We start from the raw sequence: 24998 nt of genomic DNA on the forward strand, positions 1-24998 counted from the left end.
CCAGAGCGGACGGCATCGGCGGAAGCGTGAACCGAGGGTACGGAGGCGAGCCGGCCAGGTAGTAGAGGTCATCAACAATGGACGCCAGCCGGGGCCCCGGCGCCCTGGCGACATATTCCATCCCCCGAGTATCCCGGCCCCGCCCCACCCCACGCGACCCCTCGAAGGCTGCTTCCGACCACACCGCTGATCCACCGCCGCAGCGATAGGAACTCCGCTGCGAACAACGCACTCGCGGCTAGACCGGGACTGAGTCGTACCGCGCCGACACCGCCTTGCGGGCGGCCGGGTCCGTGATCGCGTTGGCCGGGAGTTCGCCGAGCTCGAGGAACATCTTCTCGAGTCCGCCGGGCACCATCAGGGTCAGGAAGCGGCCGCCACCGGCTCCCGCGCTGATCGTGTGCGCAGTGTCTCGGGGCACCAGGATGTAGGTCCCCGGCCCGGCAACCACCGGCTCGCCGCCGACTGTGAAGGTGAACTCGCCGTCCAGCACGAAGAACGACTCCTCGAAACCGTGGTGCAGATGCGGCACCGTCCAGGCACCCTCGACCGTCCCCGCGAACTCCGTCAACGAGAATGCCCCGGCGACGGCGCTGTCCGCCAGCACCCGCATTCGCGCCACTCCGAGGTCCACCGTTCGGCCCTCTCCGGGCGTCACCACATGCGCTTGTCCGGTCATTGCCTCCGCCACCTTCGCTGAGATCGCTCGTGCCTTCACGGTGGCCCTCACAGACCAGTCCGGCAATATCAGATTCTGAAGTTGCCATCCCCCGTCGCCGGGCGGACTCTGAAGACGTGCGCGACTACGGCCAGTTCTGCCCGATCGCCAGGAGCTCTGAGCTGCTGGCCGAGCGCTGGACGCCGATCATCGTGCGCAACCTGCTGAACGGCTGCCGAACGTTCAACGAGATCCGTCAGGGCGCGCCCGGCATCTCCACCGCACTGCTGACCCAGCGTCTGGACGTCCTGGAGCGGCACGGCGTGCTGCGTCGTACGGTCAATGGGCGCGCGGTGACGTACGAGCTGACCGAGATGGGTCAGTCACTGCGGGCAGTGCTCGACGCGATGGGTCAGTGGGGGGCGCACTGGCTGGAGATCGAGCCGCACCACCTCGACCCGGCCTATGTGCTCTGGGCAACGATGAAGCTGGTCGATCCGCACCGGATTCCGGCCGGTACGACTGTCATCCGGTTCGAGCTGCGCGATCGGCCGACCGACAACCACTGGATGATCCTGCGGCGGCCGCGATCCGAACTCTGCACCCGGCCGAGCGGCTACGCCGAGGACCTGGTGTGCCGCACGGACTCCGCGACGCTGGTCGACCTCCACCTGAAGCGCCTCGGCTACCCGGCCGCACTCCGCTCCGGCCGCGTCGAACTGATCGGCCCGCCGGCCCTCACCCGCCAGTTCCGAACCTGGTTCCGCACCAGCCCCTTCGCCGACTTCGTCCCGTAACCGCCGCCCCAACCGAGCCGCAGAGCCGCCCCACGCCCACCCGACAAACGCGGCCGACCCGGTTCGCCTTCACCAAGCGGGCGACGAAGGAGCCCGCGCCCCGGGGTGGGTGGGAGCCAGCGACAAAGGACGCGACGCAGGAGCGGCCGTCGGAGCCGGCGTGGGGAACAACCCAGCGGAGGAGCGGCCGTCGGAGCCGGCGTGGGGGCTGTTCTACGTCGGTTCGGCGGGTGGGTCTTCGCCGGTGGCGAGGGTGAGTTGGGACCAGGCGACGTCGTGCCAACTGTCGTGTTTCCAGCCGATCTTTCGGTAAGTGCCGATCGGCTCGAAGCCTAGCGCCGCATGCAGCCCCTCACTCGCCGGGTTCGGAAGCGTCATACCGGCGATCGCCGTGCGATAGCCGCGCGCCGCCAGCCGCTCAAAGAGAGCCTCGTACAACGCCCTCCCCCCACCAGCACGCCGCCTCCCAATCTCCAGATAGATGGAAACCTCACAAGACCACCGGTACGCCGCCCGCGGCTTCATCGGTCCGCCGTACGCGTACCCGACCACCCGACCTTCGTCATCCTCGAGCACCAACCAAGCATGCGTACGAACCGCCCGAGCGATCCGCTCAGCCATCTCTCGCGCCGTCGGTGGGTCGAGTTCGAAGGTGATGGCGGTGTCGTGCACGTACGGCGTGTAGATCGCCGCGCAGGCCTCGGCATCCAGTTCGGTGGCGTCTCGGATCTTCCCCATGCCACAATAGTAGCCGCATCTGCCGCTATAGTGGCAATCATGGATCCCTTGTCTGCCTCGCTCGCCGCGACGCTGCAGTCCGCCAGGATGAGCCGCGATCTCTCGGTGAACGCGCTGGCCGACCGCTCCGGTGTCTCGCGAGCGATGATCGGCAAGATCGAACGCGGCGAGGCCCAGCCGACCGCCGTCCTGCTCGGCCGCCTCTCCGGCGCGCTCGGGCTGACGCTGTCCGAGCTCGTTGCCCGCGCCGAAGGCGGTTCCGGGGAACTCCTCCGTCGCGCCGTCGACCAGCCGACCTGGACCGACCCGGCAACCGGCTACCGCCGCCGAGCCGTCTCCCCCGCCACCGAAGGCCCGCTCGAACTCGTCGAGGTCGAGCTCCCACCCGGCGCCGAGGTGTCCTACCCAGCCGACGCCTACACCTTCAAATACCAGCAGATCTGGATCCTCGAGGGCGACCTGCACTTCCGCGAGGGCGACGTACTGCACCATCTCTCCACCGGCGACTGCCTCCAGCTCGGCACCCCCGCCCCCTGCACGTTCATCAACCCGACAAAGTCCCCCTGCCGCTACCTGGTTGCCCTGGTCAAAGACCGCTGACCCGGTACGCCGATCCGGCAACCCGCGACGGCGAGGCGCGACCGTCCCAAATCCGAGTCGTTCGGCGACAGCACGCCGCCGACCGTGGTTGGCTGAGTCCGGCCCCTCGTGATCGGAACGCGACGATGACCGTTTCCCCCTTGGCCTGGACCCTGACGGTGCTGGGAATCCTCGCCCTGCTCGCCTTCGACTACTTCTTCCACGTCCGCAGCGCCCACGTCCCGACCCTGCGCGAGGCCGCGCTCTGGTCCAGCGTGTACGTCGGTATCGCGCTGCTCTTCGGAGTCGGCCTGCTCCTGGTCGGCGGCGCCGGCACCGGCTCGGAGTACTTCGCGGGCTACATCACCGAGAAGGCGTTGTCGGTCGACAACCTGTTCGTCTTCCTGATCATCATGACGAGCTTCCGGGTGCCCCGGGAGAACCAGCAGAAGGTACTGCTGGCCGGCATCGTCATCTCACTGATCGCCCGGACCGGCTTCATCTTCCTCGGCTCGGCGCTGCTGAACACCTTCTCCTGGGTGTTCTACCTGTTCGGTCTCGTCCTGCTGATGACCGCGGGCAACATGGTCAAACCGCAGACGGAGGAGTCGCACTCGGCCCAGAACGTGATCGTCCGGCTCGCCCGCCGTCTCCTCCCCACCAGCGAGTCGTACGACGGCGACCGGCTGATCACCCGCCAGGACGGCCGCCGGATGATGACGCCGATGCTGCTGGTGATGGTGGCGATCGGCGGCACCGACCTGATGTTCGCGCTGGACTCGATCCCGGCCATCTTCGGGCTGACCCAGAACGTGTTCATCGTGTTCACCGCCACCGCGTTCAGCCTGCTCGGCCTGCGTCAGCTCTACTTCCTGCTCGACGGCCTGCTGGACCGGCTGATCTATCTGTCCTTCGGGCTGGCCGCGATCCTCGCCTTCATCGGCGCGAAGCTGATCCTGCACGCCCTGCACGAGAACAACCTGCCGTTCATCAACGCCGGCCACCACGTCGAGGTCGCGGAGATCAGCACCGGCCTGTCCCTGGTGGTCATCGTGGTCGTCCTGCTGGTCACGATCCTGGCGTCCCTGTTCAGCACCCGCGGCCGCACGCAGACCGCGATGGCCAACATCCGCCGCGACGCGCTCGCCTACCTGGACGCGGAGTACACCAACGACGCTGCTGAGCGAGAGCGTCTCTTCGGTCGGCTGGAAGAATCCCGCGATCACATCATCGCGCTGGGCCCGAAGGCGCGGCAGATCGTCAAGAACGAGCCCGAACTGATGGAACTCTGCGCCCGCGTCACCGAAAGCCGCAACTCCGCCACCACAAACCCCTGACCCCGTACCACGAAGCCCACCGACAACCCGTACTACGAAGCCCACCGCCCGTACCGCGAAGCCCCGTCCTCAGCCGGTACTGCGAAGCCCACCGTCAGCCCGTACTGCGCACCCGATCCTGATGCCGCCGAGCCTTCAACCGGTTGCCACACGTTGACATCGAGCACCAGCGCCGCGCATTCGCCTTGCTCCGGTCGATGAGGAACAACCTGCACTCGGCGTCGTTCTCACACGGCCGCAACCGACCCTGCAACCCGGACCAGGCAAGCACAGCCCGGGACGCGAACCGGCCACGTTCCACCTTCCACTCCACCCCGGACTCCCCCACCACCGGCACCTGGCGCATCCCGTCGACGAACCGCTGGAGAACTGCCGGCGGCTGCTGACCCCGTACTACGCCGGCGATGGCGTCGCGAAGCTCGCGCACGGCCTTCGGAGTACCGGGGATGCCGTGCGCTCGCAGCCAGTCGGAGGCGCCCGCACCGCGGAGCTCGTCAATCGGTACGCCGTCGACAATCCGCGCCGAGTTGAGCAGCTCGAGCAGCACCGCCTCGTCAGATATAACCCCATTGGCCATGTTGACAGGTTACATCACCGTAGTGTTAGCTCACGTTTGTAACCAGATAAAACTTCCAAAGGGGTTAGATGATGATGACCGTTCATCACCGCACCGTCGAGGTCGGCGGCCACCAGCTCTTCTACCGCGAGGCCGGTCCGGCCGATGCGCCGGTTCTGCTGCTCCTGCACGGGTTTCCGACCAGCTCGCACATGTTCCGCAACCTGATCCCGCTGCTGGCGGACCGGTACCACGTGATCGCGCCCGACCACCTCGGCTTCGGCTATTCGGCGATGCCGCAGGCCGACGAGTTCGAGTACAGCTTCGCCGCGCTGGCCGCCCTGACGACCGCCTTCACCGAGAAGCTCGGCCTGACGCAGTACGCGCTCTATGTGCAGGACTACGGCGCGCCGATCGCCTGGCGGATGGCGGTGGAGCACCCGGAGCGGATCACGGCGATCATCACCCAGAACGGGAACGCCTACGAGGACGGGCTGGTCGAAAAGATGTGGGCGGAAGTTCTCGCGTACGCCGCCGACCCGACGCCGGAGACCGCCGATGCGGCCGCCGAGATGCAGAGCCCGGCGATGGTGAAGTGGCAGTACCAGCACGGCGTGCCGGATCAGAGCCTGCTCAGCCCGGACGCGTGGCAGCACGACCTGTCGCTGCTCGCGCGGCCCGGCGCCGAGCAGGTGCAGCTCGACCTGGTCCGCACGTATCCCGACAACTTCAGGCTCTACCCGAAGTTCCAGGAGTACTTCCGGACCAGCCAGGTGCCGCTGCTCGCCGCCTGGGGCGCGAACGACGAGATCTTCCCGGCCGCCGGCGCGAAGGCCTTCCAACGCGACCTCCCGGAGGCCGAGATCCACCTCCTCGACGCCGGTCACTTTGCGCTCGAGTCGAACGCCGCCGAGATCGCCGACCTGATCCGGGACTTCCTGGACCGCAAAGTGGGGTAGCCGTCAGTACAGTGAGGAAACCGCTCATAGGGTGGTGGCCTATGGGCGGACGAGGAGTGGGCTGTGGCGCAGCGGATCAGTAGCCGGAATGCGCGGTTCCAGGTGTGGCACGCGCTGCTGGGCAACCGGAACAAGCGACTCCGGGCCGGCGAGTTCCTCGTCCAGGGCGTCCGGCCGATCACCTTGGCGGTCGAGCACGGCTGGACCATCCGGGTCCTCATCCACGACTCGGAGCGGCCGTTGTCGCGCTGGGCCGCCGACCTGTTGCAGTCTCAGCGAGGCGCCGAGCGGGTGAGCATGGCGCCGGAACTGCTGGCCGAGCTCGGCGAGAAGGACGAGACCCCACCCGAGCTGATCGCCGTCGTGGAGATGCCCGCCGACGACCTCACCCGGATCACCGTGGGACCGGACTTCCTCGGCGTCGTCTTCGACCGTCCGACCGCCCCGGGCAACATCGGCTCGATCATCCGCTCGGCCGACGCGTTCGGCGCCGACGGCCTGATCGTCACCGGGCATGCCGCCGACGTCTACGACCCGAAGGCGGTCCGGGCCAGCACGGGTTCACTGTTCGCACTGCCGGCCGTGCGGGTGCCGTCGCAGCGCGAGGTGATGGCCTGGGTCGAGCAGCAACGCGCCCTCGGTACGCCGATTGTGGTGGTCGGCACCGACGAGAAGGGCGAGGCCGACATCTTCGACTTCGACCTGACCCGGCCGACCCTGCTCCTGATCGGCAACGAGACCTCCGGGCTCAGCACGGCCTGGAAGGAACTCGCCGACCACCTGCTCCGCATCCCGATGAGCGGGTCCGCCAGTTCGCTGAACGCCGCGAACGCCGCGACGGCCGTCCTCTACGAGGTCTCCCGCCAGCGTTCCCATTCCTTCAAGACCGGCGGCGCCACCAACGCATAGCGTCCCCACCATGAGCGCAACCATCCGAACCCAGACCATGATCGCCGTGACCGACGTCGAGAAGAGCAGCGCCTGGTACTGCGCTGTGCTGGGCGCGACGAGCGGCCACGGCGGACCGGAGTACGAGCAGATCATGGTGGACGGCACCATGGTCCTTCAGTTGCACAAGCTGGAGCTTGGTCATCATCATGGGACGATCGGCGACCCCTCGTTGCCGCTGGGCAACGGTGTGGCCGTGTGGTTCGAGGTCGATCAGCTCGCGGCCGCCGTGGCGCAGGTCAAGGCGGCCGGCGCGACCATCCAGACCGACCTTCACCACAACCCGAACGCCGGCCACGAGGAGATCTGGCTCCGCGACCCGGACAACTACCTGGTCGTTCTGGCCGGCTGACCAGTTGCTTCAGGCAACGGCGATGATCTCGCCATGGAGCAGGGAGATGAAACCGGCCGGGTCCGCAGCCCACGCGAGCCAGGCGGCCGAGATGCGGTCAAGGTCTTCCTGCGGTACGCCGGACGCCAGCGCCTGAGCGGCCAGCGCGGACTGCAGGACGCGGTCGGCCCACATGCCGCCCCACCAAGCGCGGTCCGCTTCGCTGGTGAACGTCCAGTTGCTCGCCGTCGCCTCGACCTTCTCGAATCCAGCCTCCAGCGCCCAGGAGAGTAGGCGCCGGCCGGCGTCCGGCTCACCGCTGTTCGCGCGGGCCATGCGTTGGTACAGCGCCATCCATTCGTCCAGCTCGGGCAGTTGCGGGAACCAGGCGAAGGCGCTGTAGTCCGAGTCTCTGGCCGCGACGATGCCGCCCGGTTTGCAGACGCGCCGCATCTCGCGGAGCGCTTGCACTGGGTCGGCGACGTGCTGCAGGACCTGGTGAGCGTGAACCACGTCGTAGGAGTCGTCCGGCAGGTCGAGCCGGTGCACGTCGCTGACGACGAAGTCGACCTCGATGTCCAGCTTGGCGAAGGTCGCGCGGGTGACGTCGAGCGCCTTCTCACTGGCCTCGAGGGCCGTCGTCCGACCGGGTTGGACCAGCCGGGCGAGGTCCGCCGTGATGGTGCCGGGGCCCGCGCCGATGTCCAGCAGCGACAGACCCGGCCGGAGATGCGCCAACAGGTAGCCGGCCGAGTTCTCGGCGGTACGCCAGCTGTGCGAGCGCAGTACGGATTCATGGTGGCCGTGGGTGTACACGTTGTTCATGGGGACTCCTTCGTCCTCGCCGTCACGCTCACCCTAGCGTCAAATCTTGCTTTGTGAGACATATCGTCTCACTAATTGGATGCCACGAAGATGTCCGAAAATGGCCAGACCCGAGGGCGGACCCCAGGCGAACCTTGGACTCCACACAACGCAGTAACCAGGAGGAAGAAGTGCGCGCAGAGGTTGACCGGCAGGCACAGGCTCGGGCTTTCCGGGCGCTGCATGACGACGGGCCGCTGGTCCTGCCGAACGCGTGGGATCCCGGATCGGCACGCGCCATCGAGGCGGCCGGCGCCAAGGCTGTCGCGACGACGAGTGCCGGCGTCTCCTGGGCCGAGGGGGTCGCGGACGCCGGCGGGCTCACCCGCGACACGGCGCTCGCAGTACTGCGGCGGATCGCGAACGTGGTCTCCGTACCGATCACCGCGGACCTGGAGTCCGGGTACGGCGCGACGCCGGCCGAGGTCGGCGCGACCGTGACCGAAGTTCTCGCGATCGGTGTCGTCGGCATCAATCTCGAAGACAGCGTCGACCACGTGCTGACCGAGCCGGCGTTTCTGGCCGAGCGCATCGCCGCCGCCCGCGAGGCAGCAGTTGCCGCAGGCATCGACCTGGTGATCAACGCCCGGACCGACACCCACCTCTTCGGCGACGGCACCGGCACCCTCGAAAGAGCCCGCCTGTACGCCGACGCGGGGGCGGACGTGCTCTTCGTACCAGGTGTGGTCGACGCCGACACCATCCGCGAACTGGTTGCCGGGTCACCTCTTCCGCTGAACGTGATGACCGGCGCCGGCGCTCCGACCATCGCGGAACTGGCCGCGCTGGGTGTCGCCCGGATCAGCATCGGGCCGGCCATCAGCGCGGGCGCCTACGGACTGGCTGCCGCAGCCGCCTCAGAACTCCTTACCGCCGGCACCTACAACGCACTGTCCGCAGCCGCGGACTTCGCCGCAAACAACAAACTATTGCGGTGAACCGCGGGACGACAGCGCGCTAGGGTGCGCGGGTGGCGAAGCCGATGCTGGTGGTGGTGAGTGGGCCTCCCGGGAGTGGCAAGACGACGTTGGCTCATCGGGTGGCCGGCGCGGTGGGGTGTCCTGCTGTCTGCCGGGACGAGATCAAAGAAGGAATGGTGCACGCGAACCCGGGCTTCGTACCGGGGCCGGGTGATCCGCTGACGATGCGGACCCTGACGACGTTCTTCGACGTGATCGGGCTGCTGATCGGGCGCGGGTCGTCGGTGGTGGCCGAGGCCGCCTTCCAGGATCATGTCTGGCGTCCGGGGCTGACGCCGTTCCTGGGGCTGGCCGAACTGCGGATCATCCACTGCGCGGTGCCGGCCGAGATCGCGCACGACCGCATCGCGACGCGCGCCGCCGAGAACACTCTCCGCAAGGCGCACGAGGACGGGCACCGCTCCGCCGACACCTGGCGCCGCAGCCATGACAGCTTCAACCCGATCTCACTCCCCGTCCCGACCATCACGGTCGACACCTCCGACGGCTATCGCCCAGGTCTGCCCGAACTCGTCCGGTTTCTCGAGCGCTAGGCCGGAGTACTGAATACTTCTGGTGGGGTATCGATTCTCTGACTAAGGTCAGGGAATGGGTCCTCTGCTGAAGCGGTTCGAGAATCTGACCACTCCTCATGTCGCCGACGCCTGCCTGCGCGCCGGTATCGAAGTACGGACGGTGTCGCTGCAACCCGTCACACCAGGTCGCCTCGCTGGGCGGGTGTTGCCGGCGCAGCATGTCGGCAGTGTCGATGTCTTCCTGGAAGCGTTCGGGTCGGCCGAGCCCGGTGATGTGCTTGTCGTCGACAACGGCGCCCGGCGCGACGAGGCCTGCGTCGGCGACCTGGTCGTGCTGGAAGCACAAGCGGCCGGCATCTCCGGCCTGGTCGTCTGGGGACTGCATCGCGACACCGTCGACATCCGGGCGATCGGCCTGCCGGTTTACAGCCTCGGCGCGATGCCCACCGGCCCGCTGCGCCTCGATCCGCTGCCGGACGATGCGCTGCAACTCGCCAAAGTCGCCGAGTGGACGGTCACGAGCGATGACGTCGTACTGGGCGACGAGGACGGCATCATCTTCGTCCCGGCGGACCGTGTCGACGAACTGTTCGACCTCGCGGAGGCGATCCAGGCGACCGAACGCCAGCAGGCCGACCTGATCCGCTCCGGTACGTCGTTGCGCGAGCAGGTCCGCTTCGACGCCTATCTCGCGGCGCGCAAGCAGCGTCCGTCGCTGACCTTCCGCGAACACCTGCGCGGCGTCGGCGGCGCCATCGAGGAGTAGTCCCAGTCGCTCAGGCGATCGCGGCGCGGACGGCGGGGACGACTTCCTGGGACCAGCGGCTCAACGTGGTTTCGAAGGGGTCGGGGCCGGTCGGGAAGAGAATGAAGCCGGCGGCGCCGTGCTCGAGTACGGCGCCGGTCAGCTCCTCCACCCATTGAGCGGGTGAGCCGCCGATCCAGCTGCCGTTGCCGTCGCGGGTCTGGGCGAGCGGCTGGGTCGTGATCCGCCCCGGGAAGTTGAAGATGGTGGCGACCTCGGACGGTTTGCGGCCGACGGACAAGGCCGCCTCGTCGATGATCGGCCGGGACCACCGGTACCGCTCGCTGAGCCAGTCGGCGGCGTGCCCAGGGATCCAGCCGTCGGCCTGGCGACCCGTTGCGGCCAACGACTTGGGGCCGTTGGAACCCGTCCAGATCGGTGGCGCCGGGAATCGGGAGGGCGCGAGCGAGGTCACGCCGTAGTACGGGTCGGTGATGGCCGGGCCGCCGCCGGAGAGTTGGCGGATCAGGATCATCGCCTGCTCGAACGCCTTGACGGCTTCGGCCGGGCGAACGGGCTCTACTCCCATCGTCGTGATCTTGTCCCACGCGCCGCCCGCGCCCAGGCCGAGCACGAACCTGCCGTCGGAGATTGCGGTCAGCGAGGACGCAGTACGGGCGAGCATCGGCGCTGGTCTCAGCGGGAGATTCGTGACGTTGGCCAGCGCGGAGATGCGGGTCGTGCGGCCGAGCACGAAGGAAAGCGTCGCGTAGGGGTCGAGCAGGTCGGGGAGATACGGGTGGTCCGACAGCGAGAAGAGGTCGAGCCCGTCCCGGTCGGCCTGCTCGGCGAGCCGGACGATCTCCCCCGCCGCCCGGACGTCCGCTGGCGAGCCGTAGCCGAAGCGCACAGTCATCTTGTCCTCCAAAGTAGTTCGCAGGCCTAAATACTAGCCCTCCTAATTGTTAGAACCACGAACAGTCCGAAGACCGGACTACAGTGGGGGCGTGGCAACGAACACGGATACCGAGCTGGTCGGCTCCCTGGTGACACTGATGCACGTCCTCCAGGACCTGTACGCCGAGACGAGCCGCCCGCTGGGCCTCACTCCCCAGCAGGCCCACCTGCTCTGCGTCCTACTCTGCGGCCCGCAGGGCATGACGGATCTGAGCCGCATCCTCAGCATCGAGCGCTCCAGCCTGACCAGCATGGTCGACCGTCTGGAACGCCGCTCCCTGGTCGCGCGCAATGCCCACCCGACCGACCGCCGCGCCTGTCAGATCGCGCTGACTCCCGAGGGCCACACCCTCGCCGACCAGGCCCACACCGCCTTCACCGACCGCGTCGAAGCGCTGACGTCAATGGTCTCCCCCGCAGCCCGCAAAACCTTGCTCAAAGCAATCACCCAGATAACGCTCTAGGTGTGATGTCCAGGGACGTTGGTCAGTCGGCTGACTGGTGGCCTGCCGCCGATTGCGGAGTGGGCCCGGTGATGATTGTAGAAGTGGAGCCAGCCGGGCAGGGCTGTGTTGCGTTGGTCGGTTGAGGTGTAGAACCGGGCGTAGGCCCAGCCGTCGGCCAGGGTGCGGTGGAAGCGTTCGATCTTGCCGTTGGTTTGTGGCCGGTAGGGCCGGGTCCGTTTCGGGGTGATGCCGAGTGCTGCGCAGGTGTCGCGCCAGGCGAATGAGCGGTAGCAGGACCCGTTGTCGGACAGGACGCGTTCGACGGTGACGCCGTGGTCGGCGTACCAGGCGACGGCCCGCTGGAGTACTCCGGCGGCGGTGTCGGCTTTCTCGTCGGTGTGGATCTCGGCGTAGGCGACGCGGGAGTGGTCGTCGATGACGGTGTGCAGGAAGGCTTTGCCGGTGCGGGGTTTGTAGTCCTTGCCCTTGGGCAGGCCGGGTGTGGCGAGCTGATTTTGGTAGCCCTGCTGGCGGCCGACGAAGCGGTGGCCTCCGCCGTCGGGGATGTTGGCGAACTTGGTGACATCGACGTGTATCAGCGAGCCGGGGTGGTCGTGTTCGTAGCGGCGCAGCGGTTCGCCGGTGACCCGGTCGACGCGGGACAGGCGGTTGACCCGGCAGCGGACCAGTACGGCGTGCACGGTCGAGGCCGCGACGCCGAGCCGGCCGGCGATCTGGACCGGGCCGAGCCGGTGGCGCCAGCGCAGTCGCACGATCCGGCGTACCAGATGCGGCGGTGTCTTGGCGGGGCTGTGGTGTGGGCGGGAGCTGCGGTCAGCCATCCCAGCGGCCCCTTCGGCCCGGTACCGCTCGGCCCACTTGCGCGCCGTCTTGGCGGCAACCATGAACATTTTCGCCGCCGCGGCGTAGGTCCAGCCCTGATCGACGATCAGACGCGCCAGCCGTAGCCGGGTGCGTGGGGTCAGAGTCGCGTTAACGTGGGACACGAAGGCCTCCGGTTTGGTGAAGCGGTTCCTTAGACAGCTCCACTTCACAACCGGAGGCCTTCACCTGTCACACCGACTCACCGCCACAAGGCGGGCCAACCTCCCTGGACATCACATCTAGGTCGTCGCGGCGGCCTCCTGAGCGGCCAGGAAGTCCTCGTACTGCGTCCAGACACGTCGCCACAACGCGTCTCGATCAGCGCCCGACAACTGCGGGAGCGGCAACAGGAAGACGTCAGCCAGTACGTCGAAGTACTCCCTCTGGCTCTCGATGATCCGATCGTCCACCCGGTCCGCGTACGTCTGGGTGAAGCCGACCGACCGGATGACCGCGAGGTTGTCGACCCGACGCAGGAAGGCCGAGGCCACCCGGACGAACGGCGAGTCAGGCGCGAGCGACAGGAACCGGTGCTGCTCCTCGAAGTCCGCGAGAGTGGCCGGAGCATCCTCGAAGTCCATCCCCAGCAGACTGCTCCGCGGGTCGTAGTCCAGCCGCCAGCCGTCGACGACATCCGACCTCCGCAAGGTCAGCTCGAAGGGCACCTGGTCAGCCTTCGCGCCGACCTCCGCCCGCAGCGGCCGAACCAGGCCATCGCCCAGACCCGCATCCGCAATCCAGTCCTCGGAGCCGAGGCGAACGGTCAGCACCAGATGCCTGGAGTCCACCTGGGCCGGCTGGGTCTTGGTCTGCACCCCGCCGCGATGCTTCGTCACCTGATAACCCAGCTCGGTCAGCAGGTGAGCAAGGACGCCGTTGAGCTGGAAGCAGTACCCGCCGGCCTCGCTAGCCATGATGCGGGCCGCAACCGTCTCAGGATTCAACGGTCCCCCGCCGCCGAACTGGAACTGCACGCTCTCGTACGGCACCGCGCCGACGAAGGCTTCGTGCACCGCACAGAGTCCTTCAAGACTCGGGTGTGGATGCTCGGCGACGCCGATGTGGCGGAGGAAGGCGGTGGTGTCCATGAGCTGAGCCTACGAGGCCGGAGGGTGCTCCCCGAGCGGTTACCTGGCAGGGTGTGGGCATGACTTCGGAGCAGATCTTTGTCGGTAGTTACACCACTCAGGAAGGTGGCGGCGACGGCATCGGGTTCGGTACCGCGGCTGGTTTGCGCGTAGCTGCCGAGAGTGCCAATCCGTCGTTCCTGGCGTTCTCGGCCGACCGCCGGTTCCTGTACGCGACCAACGAGCTGGACGCCGGCCGGGTCAGCGCCTTCGCGGTCGGCGAGGGCGGCACTCTGGAGTTCCTCAATCACCAGCCGACCGGTGGCGAACACCCCTGCCACCTGGCGGTCGACCCGTCCGGCAGGTTCGTGCTGTCGGCCAACTACGGGTCCGGCTCGATCGCGATCCACCCGATCAAGGCGAACGGATCGCTCGGCGACCCGACCCAGATCCTGGAGCGCGACGGCACCGGGCCGAACCAGGAACGCCAGGAGGGCCCGCACGCCCACCAGGTCACCTTCGACCCGTCGGGATCGTTTGCCTTCGACATCGATCTCGGCGCGGACTCGGTCCACGTCTCGACGCTGAGCACGGCTGGCCGGCTGGAAGAGGTGAGCCGGCTCCAGGTCCACCCCGGGGCCGGGCCGCGGCATCTCGTCTTCCACCCGGGCGGCGCGGCGGCGTACCTGATCAACGAGCTCGACTCGACGCTCATCGTGTGCAGCTTCGCCGAGGGCGAGCTGGCCGTAGTACAGACGCTGTCGACGCGACCTGAAGGTGTCGAAGGCGACAACTTCCCGGCCGAGGTGCTGGTGTCGGCGGACGGCCGGTTCGTCTACGGCTCCAACCGCGGTGACGACACGATCGCGGTGTTCGGGACCGGCGCGGACGGACTCGAGGCGAAGCTGATCCAGACGATCGGATCCGGTGGGACCTGGCCGCGGCACCTCGCCTTCAGCCAAGATGGAAACCACCTGTACGCCGCGAACGAGCGTTCGGACACGATCGCGGTGTTCACCATCGACCAGAGCAGCGGCGCCCTCACCGCAACGGGGACGCCGCTGAACTGGCCAAAACCGGTCTGTGTCCTGCCGCTCTAGCGCAGAGCTCTCAGCCGGCGACGAGCTTCTCGAAGAAGAACTCGTGCTTCAGGAACGACACGTCGTACTCGTGACCCGGCTGCGGCGGGAGCAGCTGCGCCGCCTGGAACAGCCGCCAGCCGTCCTTGAGCGCGTCGAGTCCACTGGCGTACGGCGGGACGTCGGAGTCACCCGTGGTGGGTGTCGTCGCACCGGTCCCGTCGTACGTCGACCAACCGACCGTGCGCGAGTCCAGCGCGGAGGAGGCCAGGTAGAGCACCAGCACCTGCTGACGGACCGCCGGCCCGTCGATGGCCTGGAGACCGAGGGCTTGCTGGTCAGGGGTGATGCTCATGCCATCTCCTTCTTTGCTGCGTGCGGGTTGAGGCTGCGCTGCGCGACTATGCGGCGCGGGCGGTTCGACACCCGGGTGACCCAGTAGTCCGGGTCGTAGGTGTCGTCGCCGGTGAGGGCCTGCCACAACTTGACCCGGTTGTAGATCTCCAGCCGGCCGGTGGCGTTCTCGTACCAGGGGAAGCTCTGGCCGAGCTCGGCGGCCACCTGGTCGTCGTACAGGTCGTCGGTGTTCCACAGCCGGACCTGGCGGACGGTCGGGTTGAAGCGGATCTTGAACATGTAGCGGTCGATGTCGCTGTCGTTCTTGCGGCCGCCGTGCCAGATGCCGTGGTGCAGGAAGACGACCGTGCCGGCCGGGCAGGTGAGGCGGGTCTGGCCGAGCAGGTTCTGGTACCGGCCGGTGTCCGACTCGTTGGTCCTGCGCAGGTGACTGCCGGGGACGCTGAGCGTGCCGCCCATCTCGAGCGTCACCTCCTGCGGGTAGTACATGAGCTGGACGTCGAAGGCGTCCTCGCGGACGTCGATGATCGCGTCGCCGTGCAGGTTCTGCGCCTCACCCTCGTTCGCCTTGCGGATGTGGACCGCGTGGTGGTCGACGGTCGGCTCCGGGCCGACCAGGCTGTGGATCGCGCCGGCGACCTCCGGCAGCTGCACCAGCCGCTGGACGAACTTGCTGTCCACGAACGCCTCCGACAGCGGGGTGCCGTACGGGACGCCGGGAATGCCGGCCTTGAGGACGTCGATCGCCTGCTGGTTCATCTCGTCCGGGACGACCGCGTCCATCCGGAACGCGCCGGTGGCGACGAAACTGGCCATCTGGACGGAGGTGAGAAGGTTCTTGCGATGCGGATGCGGCATGTCTCTCCCTTTCGGGGCGACTAGTGGTCTCTACTCCTCCAGGCTAGGGAGAGGTGTTGCCGGAATGCGTGGGTTGAGTTCACCAGTGGTGGTAATTTCTCACCATGTTTCCGTTGCATCTGGCGGCTCCTCCGGAGCTGGTGAACGTGGGCGTCGGGGTGCACGGCGTCCGCAGCTTGCGGGATGTGTTCCGGCTGCCGGACCTGTGGCAACTCCACCTGTACGGCTACTCGGCCGACCTGACGATGGCCGGTACGACGTACGCGGTCGCGCCCGGCTGGGTCAGCCTGACGCCGGCCGACGTACAGGTGCAGTTCGACTACCGGGGCCGGTCGGAGCACCTCTTCGTGCACTTCCGGCCGCGGGAGGTAGGCGAACCGTCGTACGTGCCAGTGGTGCAAGACGCCGGTACTGCGGCGCCCGTCCTCTCCGACATGCTCCGCTCGGCCATCGGGGCCTCCCCCAGCGGCTCTGCTCGAGTAGTGGCTGAGGTGTGGGCCGCGCTCTGGCGGGTCGCCCAGCTGCCGGCGCCGCTCACCGAAGGCGGCGCAGCGGCCGGCCACTCGGCAGTGTCGACCGCCATCAGCTACATAGAAGGCAACTTGGCCAGGTCGCTGACAGTCCCGTCGCTGGCCGCAGTAGCCGGGGTATCCCACAACCACCTCACCAGACTCTTCCGTGCCGAGACCGGGATGACAGTGGTCGCCTACATCCGCCAGCGCCGCATGGCTCGCGCCCGGCACCTCCTGGTCTCCTCCACCCTCTCCATCCCAGCCATCGCTGCCTCTGTGGGCATCCCCGACCTCCAGGCCTTCAACAAGACCTGCCACCGCGAACTGGGCGGCGCGCCCCGCGCAGTACGAGCTGGAAATGCAGTGGTTGGTGGCGGGCGAGGCGCTTAGCCTTCAGGGCATGTACGAGCTGATCCCGGTGGCCGACGCACCTGAGCTGGACGAGGAAGCGGGCCGGCGATTCGTGGAGGACTGGCCGGAGTTCATCTTCCACGACGAGGGCGTGAAGCCTTACCGGGAACGGCGGGTGGCGTACTTCCGCGACTGGGAGTTCTACCTCGTCGACGGCTCGCGCCGGCTGATCGGGGGGTGTTGGGGAGTGCCGATCGCTTGGGATGGGTCGGTGGGAGATCTGCCCGGTGGGTTCACGGACTCGCTGGCTCGGTCTGTGGAGTCGCACGAGGCCGGGGTGGTGCCGAACACGTTCGTGTTGATGGCGGCCGCCGTACGCAATGACGAGCAGGGCAAAGGGCACGCTGGCCGGGTGATCACCGCAGTACGGGATCGTGCGGTCGAAGCCGGCCTGCCGCGGGTGATCGCGCCCGTCCGGCCGACCCTCAAGTCGTCGTACCCGCTGATCGACATCTCCGAGTTCATGACCTGGACGCGCGCCGACGGCCTTCCGCTGGACCCCTGGGTCCGCACCCACGTCCGTCTGGGCGCCACCATCCTCGCGCCCGCCCCCGCCTCCCAGACGATGACCGGCACAGTCGCCGACTGGGAGAAATGGATCGGCTTGGCGCTACCCGCCACCGGCACCTACGTCATCCCCGACGGCCTGACCACCCTCGCGGTAGACCGCACCGCCGACACGGGCCTGTACGTCGAACCCAACATCTGGATGCGCCACCGCTGACTGCTCTGGGTGGTCGTGAAGGCACTCGATTGATCTTGTCTCCCCCGCGTGACCCGTGTCACAGTCCAAAGATGGCGCGGACAAGAAGTGCCCGCGTGGGGAGGGGAAACACCATGAACAGCTTGCTTCGCCGTGCGCTGATGACGGGAGTCGGCACGGTCGCGATCGTGGGAATCGCAACGGCACCGGCCAGCGCGCACTTCTGCTTCAAGACCAATCTGAACGCTCGCGCGGCCCAGGGCATGGCCGGTTCGGCGAACTGGGTGCCGTTCGGTGAGCTTGCCGCCCAGTTCCTGCCGGACCTGTGTCCGGCCGGAATCCAGCATCTGGCCACCGCGGCCGGCGCGACCACATCGACGCTGATCAACAGCCACGGCACGATGGCCGGTGGCACGTTGAAGAAGGGCCCGGACGCCGGTACGCCGTCGATTTCGTATCTCGACTTCGACGCGCTCGACGCGGCGATCCCGGGTGCCTACGCACTCTGCTGATCAGCAACCTCGAGGAGCCCGGCCCCTGCCCCGGCCGCGCTCCTCGCGACCGCCTGTTGCGTTCAGGCCAGAGCTCGCACTGCGAGGCCGTCCGGGCTCAGGACGCCTTGGAGGATTTCCAGGCAGTCTTTGCGGTCTGGCCCGGTCAGGGCTTGGTGGGCCCAGAGGGCTACGTCTTCCAGGGCTCTGGCGCAGCGGTAGTAGGTGAGCCGGTCGGGGTCGAGTTTCGCTGGGCCGTAGCCGGTGAAGAAGGCGTCCTGGTCGGCCTGGGTGGTTGGGCCGAGGGCGCCCATGCCACCGAGCATGAACAGGAGGTCCTGCTCGACTGGAGCCAGTACCGCGTCGTCCCAGTCGATCAGGTAGAGCTGATCGGGTGCTACGAGCACGTTGCCCAGGTGAGGGTCCGCGTGGCAGATGACTCGCTTGCCTGGGGTCGGAGCGATCGCGGACCGCTCTAGGAGGGTTGCGATCGTCTCCCGGTGGCTCTGCCAGGTCTCGGCCAGCTCGGCCTCCAGGTCGTCAGCTGGTGCCTGCGTGGTGAGCCTGTGGTTCAGCTCCCGCGTCAGGGCCGGCATGCGGTGGCTGACCGGGTTGATGGGTGGCAGGAGGTCCTGCAGGTGCTGGGGCGGCTCCTGCGAGTGGACCTCCGCCAGCAGAGCGCCGTACGAGGCCCACTGCTCTGTGCTGAGCCCTGTCTCGGCAGCGCGAGCTCCGGCGATCCAGGGCGCCAGCGAGAGGCGCTTGCCTTGGTGTTCGCTCCAGAGTCCGCTACTGATCGTCTGGACCGGCGCAGGCACACCCCGGACGCCTGCAGCGGCCAGGAACGCCGTCGTCTCGACTCCCGCCGTCGTGCCGCCACCACTCCACTTCACGGCGTACCGGTCATCCGCGTTCCAGACCTCCGCGGCGGCGTCGGCGCCGTGGTGGACCTGGGTGAGTTCGGTCACGTCCAGACCGAAGTCAGTCCTGATCCACCCGCGCAAATCCGGCACGAAGGGTCAGCGGTAGTTGACGAACTGGACCGCGAAGTCGAGGTCCTGGCCCTTGATCAGGGACTGGACGGCCTGCAGGTCGTCGCGGCTCTTGCTGGACACCCGCAGCTCGTCGCCCTGGATCTGCGCCTTGACGCCCTTGGGGCCCTCGTCGCGGATCAGCTTGGACAGCTTCTTCGCGTTCTCCTGGGTGATCCCGGCGCTGATGTTGGCGGTGATCTTGTAGATCTTGCCGGACAGCTTGGGCTCCTCGGCCTCCAGGCCCTTGAGCGAGATCTGCCGCTTGACCAGCTTGTCCTTCAGGACGTCGAGGACGGCGTTCACCCGCTCCTCGGTGTTGGCCTGCATGTCGATCGTCTCGCCGGACAGCTTGATCCCCGCGTCCACGTTCTTGAAGTCGAACCGCTGGCTGATCTCCTTCGCCGCCTGGTTGACGGCGTTGTCCACCTCCTGCTGGTCGACCTTGTTCACGATGTCGAACGAGGACTCCGATGCCATGGGCACGTCCTTTCTGAGTTGCTGTCTTTCCGATTTGCTGTCAGGGGCACTGTCTGTTGTATCGTCTCTCACGCCGGTTCACGAACCGGCAGCCACCCTGGCGGGTTGCCCGAGCGGCCAAAGGGAGCAGACTGTAAATCTGTCGGCTTATGCCTACGCAGGTTCGAACCCTGCACCCGCCACAGGAGCTAAAACAGCCCCTGACCTGCAGAAACGCAGGTCAGGGGCTGTTTCGTTGCGTCCGGCTGTGTCCGACTGTCACCGGCGATCTACGGCTGTCCGTCCCGAATGCGTCCCAAACTCTCAGGCGGCTGCCGGAGGCAGCATGGTGAGCGCTGCTTCGATCCGGTGCCGGGCAGCCTCTTCCTGTCCGTCGATGCATCCGGCGTAGACGTCCAGCAGAACCTTGACGCTGTGCCCGGCCCACTGCGCTACCAAGGTCGCGGGAACTCCAGCGTTGAGTTGGAGGCTCACAGCCGCGTGCCGGAGGTCGTACGGTCGGCGGGCCAGCGGTGACAAGTACTGCGGTTCTGTCAGCGCCCTTTTGCGAGCCTTGGCCCAGGTGCGCGAGAGCGTGTTGGGGTGCACTGGGTTGCAGTACGCCTTCGGAGGGATCCGGCCGAAGCGACCGACGCGAGTTACGAACAGTCGGCCCCCTGGACCGGATCCGTGTTCCCGTAGATGCCTTCTGAGGAGAGCAACCAGCTCGGGGCAGAGCGGCACACGGCGCGTGCTGTTCTCCGCCCGGTGCTTCAGTGGCCTTTCCTCGCGTACGTCGCCGGTGTCGCTCCATGTCTGTCCGGTCTGCTGGGTCGAGCCGTCCAGCAGCATTTCGCCCCAGCCTTCTTCGGGCAGGCTCAAGAGATGCGACTCGGCAAGGTGGCGAACCTCTGCCGGACGCATTGCCGCGTAGTACATGCAGCCGTAGTAAGCCTCTAGCGACGGATAGATCTCGCCGACAGCAGCCAGCAAAGACCGGACTTGCTCGGGGTTCGCCAGGACGCGGGGATCTACCTTCTCGTCGTTCTGTGGCGCCTTCCAGCTAACGGTTTCGAACGGGTGTCGCGGAAGCAGTTTCAGCTCGACTGCGTACCGCATGGCACCGTGTAGGGTCGCTCGGCGACGGGTGATAGTGCTCGGCGCTGCGGCCTTACCGTCCTGACGAATGGCGAGCGTGTCGAGCACCCGACGCGTAACCTCAGCCTCTTCGAATTCCGACAGTTCCACCGTGCCGGCCATCAGCCAAGCAATGGTGTCCGCGATCGGTGCGGGCGGCTCGGCCCGGTCGATCGGCATTCCATCGCGTGCCGACTTGCTGAATGCCCAACTGTGGAGAGCCTTGCGGATCTGCGCATCGGAGGGCCGATTCCTCTGGTCGGTCAGCAGGGCGAGGGTTGCTTGCGTGAGCGTCTCGGAGATGCCTCGTCTGTGGCCTGGGGAGACGTGAGGCCATTTGACGTCCACGTACTGGCACGCGTGCTGGAACCATTTGCGGCTGTATAGCTTCCTGGCCATCGGCGCGGGCAGGCCGCTCTTCTTATCGAACGGCACACCTTCACGCGCTGCCGTGATGAGTGAGGCTTCGAACGATTCGGCGAGCTTCTTGGTGGTGAAGCTCTCTCCGAACCGTTCTCCGGCGACCACCCAGCGGGGGCGATAGGTGGTCTTGGTCTTTCCCTTGTAGACCTCCATCTTGTGGAACCGCACGTCGTACGAGAGGTCCATTTTCGGGCCGTTCGTCACGCTGCCTCCTGCAAAGAGTCGAGCCAGTTCTCAAGGTCGATTCGGCGGATCCGCAGCTCTCCGTTGGGGAGCTTGATGCAGCGGGGCGCCTTCTTGGACGCCCGCCAGTCGTAGAAGGTCGAGCGAGCTACACCCAGCTCTGCGCACAGGTCAGCGATGGTCAGGTGTGCCCGGTGGATCGAGGTTGCCGTGCTCACGCGGTGGACTCCTTCGGGTTTGGTGGAGACCGGTGCAAAAGGTGCAAAAGGTGCAGAAGTGGGGTTTTGCACCTTTTGCACCTTTTGCTACGGGGTGTGGAGGGTGGCGGGGTGGACGTCGTAGGCGATGGAGGGGCGGCCACCGGTGGACTTGGATTCGGCTAGCCGAATGTGTCCGTGGTCGATGAGGACGGTGAGCGCGGGTTCGAGGTCGGCGACGGTCGCGAAGCGGGTTCGTCCGTTCAGGCCGTTGAGGGCATCGCGGCGGCTGAAGGTGCGGCGGCCGGTCTTGTGGCAGTGCTTGGCGATCCAGGCCAGGACCTCGCGGGCATCGTCCAGGTCGGGATGGGACCGGCCCATGAGGTCGTAGACGGCGAGGGCGTGGTCGAGGTAGTAGCGGCCGATGCGTTCGGCGGCGTGCATGGTGTCGGCGGTGATGGGGGTGGCGTAGCCGGTAGTGAAGGTGTGGGCCAGGTGGAGCAGGGCGGCGAGCCGGACGACGGCACCGGCGAGCTTGGAAGCCCAGTCTGTGATCGGTGCGAGCTGCCCGGTCTGCGGGTGCAGCCGGGGCTCGATCCAGTCTTGGAAGTCGAGTAGGACTTGACGGGCGTCGGGGGTGAGGTCGAGGTGGTGCGGGGTGTCGTGGTCGGCCAGGAGCAGGACGAGGGTCCGCAGTGCATCGCGATAGGTGGTCTCGACGGGTTCGGGTACGGAGTCGGCTTGGTTGTTGCGGCTGCCAACGGTGTTGACGGGCAGGCTGTAGAGGATGCGGGCGAGCACGCCACGGTCACGGAATCCGGGCTGTGCGGCCAACCCTTGAAGTGTTCCCGGCTGGGTGGTGACTCCCAGCGTCAACGCGGGCCGGTCGATCGATTCGGACTCGCGGCCCTTGCGGTCTACCTGGATCTTGTCGCCCGCGTGGCCCTTGAGAAACACCCCCAGGTTGGGTGCTGCGGAGTAGCGCGTGCCGGTAAGGGTGGCGAACACATCACCCTCGGCAGACAAGACCGCAATCCGCCCGCCGTGGGTGGCCATCAGCGAGACACACGACTCGGGGGTGACGTCGTCGGTCATCAGCCGGGGCAGCTCCGGCACAACGATCTCGGCGGCTTCCCTGGCCGCTGCGGTCGCGTCGGCTAGTGCCTCTTGTGGGTTGGCGGTGGCGCGTTCGGCCTTCTTGGCAAGGTCTTCGGCGCGGGCGGCAGCGATCCGGGCAGCCATCTCGGCTTCGATGCGCTCGGCTGCGGTGACGTCCCGCAGTGCCTCTTCGGCATCCGACAGTGGGCCGGTCATGGCCCGGAACACCGGCGACTTGCGCGAGCCGGGCGGCAGCGCTGTGACCGTGTATAGGTTGACCTGTTCGAGCCAGGACCGATCGACCTGCACGAGCACCTTGCCACCGGCCGCGGTGGACAGGCAGGCCAGCGCCACCGACCCCGCCAGATCGACCGGTGTCTGTGTCGCCTCGGCAACGGCGCTGACGTGGTCGGCCAGCCAGCCGGGGAACACATCAACCGGGAACGGTCGCAACAACCGATCGGTCTTCAGCGGCACCGGCTCGCCGTCCCACACCGGTCCGGCCGCGACGGTCGCGGGCGGGGCCATGGGCTCGTGATGCATGGGTGTGCGCTGAGGTCTGATCGGTGTCGGTTCGACGGGTTCCCAGGGGTCTTCGGGTGGCTCTTCGAGCGGTGGGAGCCAGTCGGGGAGGCGTTCGGCGCTCATGCTGCGGCGATCCCTTCGTCACGGAAGCCGCCGGTGATGGCGGCTCGGATCTCTCGGTCGCTTTGGGCTGCTTGGTGTCCGGCGTAGGTGAGTGCGGTGATGGCTGCGGTGGGGTCGATGGCTCCGGCCGCGACCATCCGCGCAACGCCCCTAGCGGCGCCGTAGAGGGTGGTGCGGCGTTTGCCTTGTGGTGCGCGGCGCACGGCGTCCAGGTGGGCGTTGAAGAGCTTGTCCGGGTGGGAGATGCCCCCTCCCGGCGTCGTGGTGGCCGGGGTGGTTTTCGGGGCGGGCGAGAGTGCCGGCATAGCGGGAAGGCACGCGGTGACGAGGGCGGGGGGCATCTCCCCCAGCTCGCACGGCGTGCCCCACTGGTAGGGGCGGCCGGTGCGGTGGTGGATGGACGGCGGGAGCACGAGGTACCCGCCGTCGGCCTTGATATCGATACCGGGCCGGTTCGGCATCGGCCGCGACGGCAATGGGCGGCCGGGGTGGCGGTAGTACAGGTGCAAGCCACCGGAGCCGGTGTGAACGTGCAGGGTGCGCGGCACCAGCCGCTCGGTCATCAGGTCAGACAGACTGTGGTCGCCGCCGTGGGCCGGGTCCACGTCCACCCCAACGAGACCTGAGGCGGCACCAGTGCGCACGGCGAGCTGTCCGCGCGGGACAACGGCCACGATGGCGGCGACGCGGGCCGGGTCGGTGCTGGCGGCGTAGAAACCGTGGCAGGTCAGGTGTCCACACCTCGCCGGGTCGTGCTCGGTCGCAGCCTTGCAGGGATCGCAGTTGGCTACGGGACGCTTGGAGCGACCGAGCATGAACACCGGCCAGCCAGCCACGGCAGCGGCCAGGGCGGCGGTCAGCAGGTCAGTCACAGCGAAGTCCTTTCCTCGAGGAAATCCGGTTCAGGCAGCGGTCGCGTAGCTGGGCGTCATGCAGTCCACGCAGCGGCCATCTGAGGTGGGGATGCAGTAGTCGGCGACGGTGCCGCACTGTCCGCAGGTGCGGCGTGCCTGCATGGCCTTGTCGAGCGCGTTGAGCTGAGCCGGTGACGCGACCCGCGACGGCTTGGCGAGGTCGAGCCGGTACAGCCAGGCCCAGCGCTGCCCGTTGCGCCACACCAGCAGGGCGTACGGTTCCTGCCCGCCCGGACACATGCGCATCGCGCGGAGCTGACGCCTCGTGGCGAGCCCGCCGGGAGCCCACTTGAACCGGAACACCGGCGTGCCGTGGTGGTCCCAGCCGAGCGCCTGTTTGCCGTTCCACAAGGTGACCCAGCGCGCGCGTGCCGGGTGCAGGCTCGCCTTGTCCATCAACCGCCCGGTCACCGCCAGCTCCATCGGCTACGGCGGCGGTCGGCGCGGTCGAACCGCTCGCGCGCCTCGATCGCTTCGGAGGTCTCGTTGTTGTGGGAGTAGTTGTTCAGCTCGTCCAGCGCCGCGCGGTATTCCTCGCGCGGCGTTAGCGGCTTGTCCTGGTCAGCTTGCTTGCTCTTGGCAACGGGCTTGCGTCGGGTGGCCATGGTGACGGTTCTCCTTTGTGGGTCAGCGGTTGCTGTGTCGGTCGAGCAGGCGGCGACCGAGCCGGGTACGGCGGCCGGTGCCTTTGCAGCGGGGGCAGTTGCGAAATGACTTGCGGGTCGGTGAGCCGGACTTGCCCGAGCCGTCGCAGCGCGGGCAGTTGGCATACGGCCAGATCCGGCAACCGGCCAGGTAGATCACGGCCAGGACCAGACCGAACGCGGCCAGCAGCAGGACCGATCCAGCGGTGGCGAGTGCGAGTAGCGGCGGGACGGACTCGATCATGTCGGTCACTTTCTGTAGTCGAGTGTGAGCGTGACGGGCCACGGCGAGCACCTGCCGGTGTCGTCGGGTCGGGTCGGGCCGGGGTCAGTTAGCTGCCGGTGATCGGGTTAGGTCTGTAACTCACCGGCCCGCAGGGGGCTAATGTGACTGTGACCTGCGGAAAGTTAGCGAGCGAGGCGAGTTAACCGGGGCCGGAGGTCCGCTGATCAGAGCCCGTTTCGGGCGGTCTCCGACCCCGGTGGGTGGG

General features: G+C 67.6%; 32 protein-coding genes and 1 tRNA gene. 15 read left to right on the top strand and 18 right to left on the bottom strand.

Annotation, left to right across the window (positions count from 1 at the left end; genetic code table 11):
* Positions 1-238 precede the first annotated feature (238 nt).
* Positions 239-679 carry a cupin domain-containing protein gene (locus tag ACQPYM_RS36845; RefSeq protein ID WP_433010224.1) on the bottom strand — a complete coding sequence of 147 codons (441 nt, stop codon included), beginning with the start codon at positions 677-679 and terminating at the stop codon, positions 239-241.
* 116 nt (positions 680-795) lie between these two features.
* On the opposite strand from ACQPYM_RS36845, the gene ACQPYM_RS36850 reads away from it, so the two are divergent.
* Positions 796-1455, top strand: coding sequence for a winged helix-turn-helix transcriptional regulator (locus ACQPYM_RS36850; protein ID WP_433010227.1), 660 nt, complete (start codon positions 796-798; stop codon positions 1453-1455).
* A 213-nt stretch (positions 1456-1668) separates the two neighbouring features.
* Here the strand turns inward: ACQPYM_RS36850 and ACQPYM_RS36855 are convergent, their stop codons facing one another.
* Entirely contained in the window at positions 1669-2193 is a 525-nt protein-coding gene (locus tag ACQPYM_RS36855) for an N-acetyltransferase family protein (RefSeq protein ID WP_433010230.1), read from the bottom strand.
* A 39-nt stretch (positions 2194-2232) separates the two neighbouring features.
* Between ACQPYM_RS36855 and ACQPYM_RS36860 the strand changes: the two genes are divergently transcribed.
* The gene (locus ACQPYM_RS36860) at positions 2233-2793 is read left to right on the top strand and encodes a helix-turn-helix domain-containing protein (RefSeq protein WP_433010233.1); all 561 of its coding nucleotides are present in this window, start codon (positions 2233-2235) and stop codon (positions 2791-2793) included.
* A gap of 125 nt (positions 2794-2918) precedes the next feature.
* Positions 2919-4109, top strand: a complete 1191-nt coding sequence (locus ACQPYM_RS36865) for a TerC family protein (RefSeq protein ID WP_433010236.1) — start codon at positions 2919-2921, stop codon at positions 4107-4109.
* 94 nt (positions 4110-4203) lie between these two features.
* On the opposite strand, the gene ACQPYM_RS36870 is transcribed toward ACQPYM_RS36865, so the two are convergent.
* Positions 4204-4686: a CGNR zinc finger domain-containing protein gene (locus ACQPYM_RS36870; protein ID WP_433010239.1), complete on the bottom strand. Its 483-nt coding sequence runs from the start codon at positions 4684-4686 to the stop codon at positions 4204-4206.
* A 68-nt stretch (positions 4687-4754) separates the two neighbouring features.
* Here ACQPYM_RS36870 and ACQPYM_RS36875 point away from each other — a divergent pair, with 68 nt between their 5' ends.
* The 3 genes from ACQPYM_RS36875 (at position 4755) to ACQPYM_RS36885 (ending at position 6924) form a co-directional block, all read left to right on the top strand.
* The gene (locus ACQPYM_RS36875) at positions 4755-5624 is read left to right on the top strand and encodes an alpha/beta fold hydrolase (protein ID WP_433010241.1); all 870 of its coding nucleotides are present in this window, start codon (positions 4755-4757) and stop codon (positions 5622-5624) included.
* A gap of 63 nt (positions 5625-5687) precedes the next feature.
* On the top strand, positions 5688-6533 hold the full coding sequence (locus ACQPYM_RS36880) for a TrmH family RNA methyltransferase (protein WP_433010244.1): 846 nt from the start codon (positions 5688-5690) through the stop codon (positions 6531-6533).
* A 10-nt stretch (positions 6534-6543) separates the two neighbouring features.
* Positions 6544-6924, top strand: coding sequence for a VOC family protein (locus ACQPYM_RS36885; RefSeq protein WP_433010247.1), 381 nt, complete (start codon positions 6544-6546; stop codon positions 6922-6924).
* Positions 6925-6933: 9 nt separating this feature from the next.
* On the opposite strand, the gene ACQPYM_RS36890 is transcribed toward ACQPYM_RS36885, so the two are convergent.
* Complete coding sequence (locus ACQPYM_RS36890; protein WP_433010250.1) at positions 6934-7728, bottom strand: class I SAM-dependent methyltransferase; 795 nt, start codon at positions 7726-7728, stop codon at positions 6934-6936.
* Positions 7729-7898: 170 nt separating this feature from the next.
* Here ACQPYM_RS36890 and ACQPYM_RS36895 point away from each other — a divergent pair, with 170 nt between their 5' ends.
* The 3 genes from ACQPYM_RS36895 to ACQPYM_RS36905 are packed head-to-tail and all read left to right on the top strand — an operon-like array spanning position 7899 to position 10028.
* Positions 7899-8705 carry an isocitrate lyase/PEP mutase family protein gene (locus ACQPYM_RS36895; RefSeq protein ID WP_433010252.1) on the top strand — a complete coding sequence of 269 codons (807 nt, stop codon included), beginning with the start codon at positions 7899-7901 and terminating at the stop codon, positions 8703-8705.
* 32 nt (positions 8706-8737) lie between these two features.
* Complete coding sequence (locus tag ACQPYM_RS36900) at positions 8738-9280, top strand: AAA family ATPase (protein ID WP_433010255.1); 543 nt, start codon at positions 8738-8740, stop codon at positions 9278-9280.
* Between the two features lie 55 nt (positions 9281-9335).
* The gene (locus tag ACQPYM_RS36905; protein WP_433010258.1) at positions 9336-10028 is read left to right on the top strand and encodes an RraA family protein; all 693 of its coding nucleotides are present in this window, start codon (positions 9336-9338) and stop codon (positions 10026-10028) included.
* A 10-nt stretch (positions 10029-10038) separates the two neighbouring features.
* Here the strand turns inward: ACQPYM_RS36905 and ACQPYM_RS36910 are convergent, their stop codons facing one another.
* Positions 10039-10923, bottom strand: a complete 885-nt coding sequence (locus tag ACQPYM_RS36910; RefSeq protein WP_433010261.1) for an LLM class flavin-dependent oxidoreductase — start codon at positions 10921-10923, stop codon at positions 10039-10041.
* Positions 10924-11014: 91 nt separating this feature from the next.
* On the opposite strand from ACQPYM_RS36910, the gene ACQPYM_RS36915 reads away from it, so the two are divergent.
* Entirely contained in the window at positions 11015-11428 is a 414-nt protein-coding gene (locus ACQPYM_RS36915) for a MarR family winged helix-turn-helix transcriptional regulator (RefSeq protein ID WP_433010264.1), read from the top strand.
* Here the strand turns inward: ACQPYM_RS36915 and ACQPYM_RS36920 are convergent.
* Together ACQPYM_RS36920 and ACQPYM_RS36925 are read right to left on the bottom strand one after the other, a co-directional pair.
* Entirely contained in the window at positions 11425-12417 is a 993-nt protein-coding gene (locus tag ACQPYM_RS36920) for an IS481 family transposase (protein WP_433010268.1), read from the bottom strand. The genes ACQPYM_RS36915 and ACQPYM_RS36920 overlap by 4 nt on opposite strands.
* Positions 12418-12534: 117 nt before the next feature.
* The gene (locus ACQPYM_RS36925; protein WP_433010271.1) at positions 12535-13383 is read right to left on the bottom strand and encodes an arylamine N-acetyltransferase family protein; all 849 of its coding nucleotides are present in this window, start codon (positions 13381-13383) and stop codon (positions 12535-12537) included.
* Positions 13384-13442: 59 nt separating this feature from the next.
* Between ACQPYM_RS36925 and ACQPYM_RS36930 the strand changes: the two genes are divergently transcribed.
* A complete protein-coding gene (locus ACQPYM_RS36930) occupies positions 13443-14462 on the top strand; it encodes a lactonase family protein (protein WP_433010274.1) in 1020 nt (339 codons plus the stop codon).
* Positions 14463-14472: 10 nt separating this feature from the next.
* Here the strand turns inward: ACQPYM_RS36930 and ACQPYM_RS36935 are convergent, their stop codons facing one another.
* Together ACQPYM_RS36935 and ACQPYM_RS36940 are read right to left on the bottom strand one after the other, a co-directional pair.
* On the bottom strand, positions 14473-14796 hold the full coding sequence (locus tag ACQPYM_RS36935) for a hypothetical protein (RefSeq protein ID WP_433010276.1): 324 nt from the start codon (positions 14794-14796) through the stop codon (positions 14473-14475).
* On the bottom strand, positions 14793-15656 hold the full coding sequence (locus ACQPYM_RS36940) for a phytanoyl-CoA dioxygenase family protein (RefSeq protein ID WP_433010279.1): 864 nt from the start codon (positions 15654-15656) through the stop codon (positions 14793-14795). Before ACQPYM_RS36940 ends, ACQPYM_RS36935 begins: the two co-directional genes overlap by 4 nt.
* Before the next feature lie 104 nt (positions 15657-15760).
* Between ACQPYM_RS36940 and ACQPYM_RS36945 the strand changes: the two genes are divergently transcribed.
* The 3 genes from ACQPYM_RS36945 to ACQPYM_RS36955 all read left to right on the top strand — a co-directional run bounded on the left by ACQPYM_RS36945 (position 15761) and on the right by ACQPYM_RS36955 (position 17794).
* Complete coding sequence (locus tag ACQPYM_RS36945; protein WP_433010282.1) at positions 15761-16558, top strand: helix-turn-helix domain-containing protein; 798 nt, start codon at positions 15761-15763, stop codon at positions 16556-16558.
* Between the two features lie 10 nt (positions 16559-16568).
* Positions 16569-17303: a hypothetical protein gene (locus tag ACQPYM_RS36950; RefSeq protein WP_433010285.1), complete on the top strand. Its 735-nt coding sequence runs from the start codon at positions 16569-16571 to the stop codon at positions 17301-17303.
* A 113-nt stretch (positions 17304-17416) separates the two neighbouring features.
* Positions 17417-17794 (top strand): hypothetical protein, encoded by a 378-nt coding sequence (locus ACQPYM_RS36955; protein WP_433010288.1) that lies wholly within the window; start codon positions 17417-17419, stop codon positions 17792-17794.
* A 62-nt stretch (positions 17795-17856) separates the two neighbouring features.
* On the opposite strand, the gene ACQPYM_RS36960 is transcribed toward ACQPYM_RS36955, so the two are convergent.
* Together ACQPYM_RS36960 and ACQPYM_RS36965 are read right to left on the bottom strand one after the other, a co-directional pair.
* Entirely contained in the window at positions 17857-18741 is an 885-nt protein-coding gene (locus ACQPYM_RS36960; protein ID WP_433010291.1) for a phosphotransferase enzyme family protein, read from the bottom strand.
* A 51-nt stretch (positions 18742-18792) separates the two neighbouring features.
* Positions 18793-19284, bottom strand: coding sequence for a YajQ family cyclic di-GMP-binding protein (locus tag ACQPYM_RS36965; protein WP_433010294.1), 492 nt, complete (start codon positions 19282-19284; stop codon positions 18793-18795).
* A gap of 99 nt (positions 19285-19383) precedes the next feature.
* Between ACQPYM_RS36965 and ACQPYM_RS36970 the strand changes: the two genes are divergently transcribed.
* A tRNA-Tyr gene (locus ACQPYM_RS36970) sits at positions 19384-19466 on the top strand.
* A gap of 121 nt (positions 19467-19587) precedes the next feature.
* Here ACQPYM_RS36970 and ACQPYM_RS36975 read toward each other — a convergent pair.
* From ACQPYM_RS36975 to ACQPYM_RS37005, 7 genes are all read right to left on the bottom strand, one after another.
* The gene (locus ACQPYM_RS36975; protein ID WP_433010297.1) at positions 19588-21027 is read right to left on the bottom strand and encodes a tyrosine-type recombinase/integrase; all 1440 of its coding nucleotides are present in this window, start codon (positions 21025-21027) and stop codon (positions 19588-19590) included.
* Positions 21024-21224, bottom strand: a complete 201-nt coding sequence (locus ACQPYM_RS36980; RefSeq protein ID WP_433010300.1) for a helix-turn-helix transcriptional regulator — start codon at positions 21222-21224, stop codon at positions 21024-21026. The genes ACQPYM_RS36975 and ACQPYM_RS36980 overlap by 4 nt, the downstream gene beginning before the upstream one ends.
* A gap of 87 nt (positions 21225-21311) precedes the next feature.
* Positions 21312-22949 carry a YfjI family protein gene (locus ACQPYM_RS36985; protein ID WP_433010302.1) on the bottom strand — a complete coding sequence of 546 codons (1638 nt, stop codon included), beginning with the start codon at positions 22947-22949 and terminating at the stop codon, positions 21312-21314.
* On the bottom strand, positions 22946-23821 hold the full coding sequence (locus ACQPYM_RS36990) for a bifunctional DNA primase/polymerase (protein ID WP_433010305.1): 876 nt from the start codon (positions 23819-23821) through the stop codon (positions 22946-22948). The genes ACQPYM_RS36985 and ACQPYM_RS36990 overlap by 4 nt, the downstream gene beginning before the upstream one ends.
* 30 nt (positions 23822-23851) lie before the next feature.
* Entirely contained in the window at positions 23852-24274 is a 423-nt protein-coding gene (locus ACQPYM_RS36995) for an RRQRL motif-containing zinc-binding protein (protein WP_433010308.1), read from the bottom strand.
* Positions 24271-24468: a hypothetical protein gene (locus ACQPYM_RS37000; RefSeq protein WP_433010310.1), complete on the bottom strand. Its 198-nt coding sequence runs from the start codon at positions 24466-24468 to the stop codon at positions 24271-24273. The genes ACQPYM_RS36995 and ACQPYM_RS37000 overlap by 4 nt, the downstream gene beginning before the upstream one ends.
* Before the next feature lie 22 nt (positions 24469-24490).
* Positions 24491-24751 carry a hypothetical protein gene (locus ACQPYM_RS37005; protein WP_433010312.1) on the bottom strand — a complete coding sequence of 87 codons (261 nt, stop codon included), beginning with the start codon at positions 24749-24751 and terminating at the stop codon, positions 24491-24493.
* Between the last annotated feature and the right edge of the window lie 247 nt (positions 24752-24998).

It is taken from the genome of Kribbella sp. CA-294648 (genome assembly GCF_050943845.1).
In the GTDB taxonomy this organism is placed as follows: domain Bacteria; phylum Actinomycetota; class Actinomycetes; order Propionibacteriales; family Kribbellaceae; genus Kribbella.